Annotated in this window: 3 tRNA genes; all 3 read left to right on the top strand. The window is 54.5% G+C overall.

Going from position 1 to position 253, the window contains the following annotated elements:
* The first annotated feature begins 1 nt into the window (after position 1).
* Positions 2–91 (top strand) — tRNA-Ser (locus tag ADH52_RS04240).
* Between the two features lie 10 nt (positions 92–101).
* Positions 102–175, top strand: a tRNA-Met gene (locus tag ADH52_RS04235).
* A gap of 3 nt (positions 176–178) precedes the next feature.
* A tRNA-Phe gene (locus tag ADH52_RS04230) sits at positions 179–251 on the top strand.
* The last annotated feature ends 2 nt before the right edge of the window (positions 252–253 follow it).

The raw sequence follows: 253 nt of genomic DNA, 5'->3' as shown, positions 1-253 counted from the left end.
TGGAGGATTACCCAAGTCCGGCTGAAGGGAACGGTCTTGAAAACCGTCAGGCGTGTAAAAGCGTGCGTGGGTTCGAATCCCACATCCTCCTTTTGTATTAACGCGGGATGGAGCAGCTCGGTAGCTCGTCGGGCTCATAACCCGAAGGTCGTAGGTTCAAATCCTGCTCCCGCAATAAGGCTCGGTAGCTCAGTTGGTAGAGCAATGGATTGAAGCTCCATGTGTCGGCGGTTCGATTCCGTCTCGCGCCATT

Source organism: Streptococcus pseudopneumoniae (assembly GCF_001072665.1).
GTDB lineage: Bacteria > Bacillota > Bacilli > Lactobacillales > Streptococcaceae > Streptococcus > Streptococcus pseudopneumoniae_S.
The sequence above is the reverse complement of the archived record's forward strand: the minus strand, read 5'-3'. Positions and strand labels throughout refer to the sequence as shown.